General features: G+C 57.5%; 1 protein-coding gene and 1 pseudogene. Both read right to left on the bottom strand.

All coding sequences use genetic code 11. The features are described 5' to 3' along the window. Positions 1 to 73: 73 nt before the first annotated feature. Complete coding sequence (locus AACY52_RS28380; RefSeq protein WP_339561079.1) at positions 74 to 844, bottom strand: DUF4123 domain-containing protein; 771 nt, start codon at positions 842 to 844, stop codon at positions 74 to 76. 72 nt (positions 845 to 916) lie between these two features. Further along, positions 917 to 1,473, bottom strand: a pseudogene (locus AACY52_RS28375) (type VI secretion system tip protein VgrG); the annotation flags it as partial.

Below are 1,473 nucleotides of genomic sequence, written 5' to 3'. Positions count from 1 at the left end.
CTTTCAGGCGTGGGCTGCGCACAGCCCTGCAGCGAGATGCTGCCAATTAACATGACGAGGAGTAAACGAATCATCAGGTAGCCTCGCCACGAGTCAGGGTTAGTGGAAGGTGTTCGCTCAGCGCGCGAGCGATAAAATCTTCGTGATGCCGTTTTTCCAATTTCTGTCGGCTGATATCCAGATGGACTGTGATCAGGTAGCGAATCATGGCTTCGCGTGAAGTGAACCCATGTTCAATTGGCGGTTTTTCGTAGTTCTTGAACCATCGAATCGCGGCGCTTACGGCTTGCAAGTGCAAAACTTGTTCATCATTCAAACTCAGGCCACTCAGCATATTCTGGCTATCTGGACGGCTGTCGAACCCTGAAAGCGTTGCCGCTTTGCTGTCATGGTCGATCCAGTGCCACTGGATGACCGGAGCGTGAAAACACCGTTCCTGATGGGGGGGGAGCTGGTCGCAAAAGTACCTGAACAAGCGGGTGTCGTAATAACGCAGCACACCACAGCAGGTTCCCTTGCTCCAGGTGGCCTGGGAGGCACCGCGCAAATGCGCGGTCAAGTCCGCGAAGGGCCAGCGACTGATGAGTGTCAGTACACAAAAGTCGGGGTGGACCGCGTTAAGCAGCTCCGCAATCCCGCTACACTGCTCTTGGCTGGCTAATGCAATGCGCAACAGTACAGGGCCCTGATGCGCCAGTTCTTGCTCAGGCGTTTGCTCAAATAACCACGCGCACGGAGGCGCAGGTGCTAGTTCAAGCAATGCCGGTAGCAGTGGAGCCGGCAGCGCCGCGCAATTGATCAGTACATCCAGGTGTTCAAGCTGTGCGCTACGGGCCTCGTTCATCAGGCGGTGCAGCCAATCCTTCGCGGTCGGTAACATGACCCTTCCTTGTTTGATGGTGTTTGCTAAAAAGTGTTAACGCGGCACTAACCCTTCGGCCTTGGCCTGTGCGGCTAACAAGCAGTCCTTGCACACCGGCTTTGGCGGCAGTGGCGGCTCGATTTCCAGAGAGGCTTGATTCGACGGGTTTTGTTTTTGCTCCAGTAAGGACGGCACGGCCAGCAGGCCGAGTGGGTTTGGCAGTAACGGCGCGGCCGCCGCCCCGCTGACAGGGGCCCCTCCTATTTGAATCTCGGTGCTGCTGAAAATACCGCCAGGGCCAATCACGATATGCTGGCCACCGCCTTTCAAGGTGATGCTGGCCCCCGCATCCAGGATCAGATTGATGCCGGCCTTGAAGTGCACTTGTTGTCCTGCCTCAACCGCCAGTGTCTGGCCGATACGCGCGTGGCTGCTGCTGGCGACTTCCAGGTAGTCGCTGGCCTTGAGCTGGACTTTGCGGTCAGCCGTGACGGTGCGCTGTTCTTCAGCTTCGAACACCGCGATGCTGTTGCCCTTGATGGTTTCCCGGCGCTCGTTGCCCACTTCCAGGCGGCTGTCATTTTCGACCTTCTGCTCCAGGTCGCGCTGGG

The organism is Pseudomonas sp. EA_65y_Pfl1_P113, from assembly GCF_963970525.1.
In the GTDB taxonomy this organism is placed as follows: Bacteria; Pseudomonadota; Gammaproteobacteria; order Pseudomonadales; family Pseudomonadaceae; genus Aquipseudomonas; species Aquipseudomonas tritici.
The sequence above is the reverse complement of the archived record's forward strand: the minus strand, read 5'-3'. Positions and strand labels throughout refer to the sequence as shown.

Coding starts and splice junctions, on each gene's coding strand:
- AACY52_RS28380 (WP_339561079.1), bottom strand. CDS start 844: ATGAACGAGGCCCGTAGCGCACAGCTTGAACACCTGGATGTACTGATC.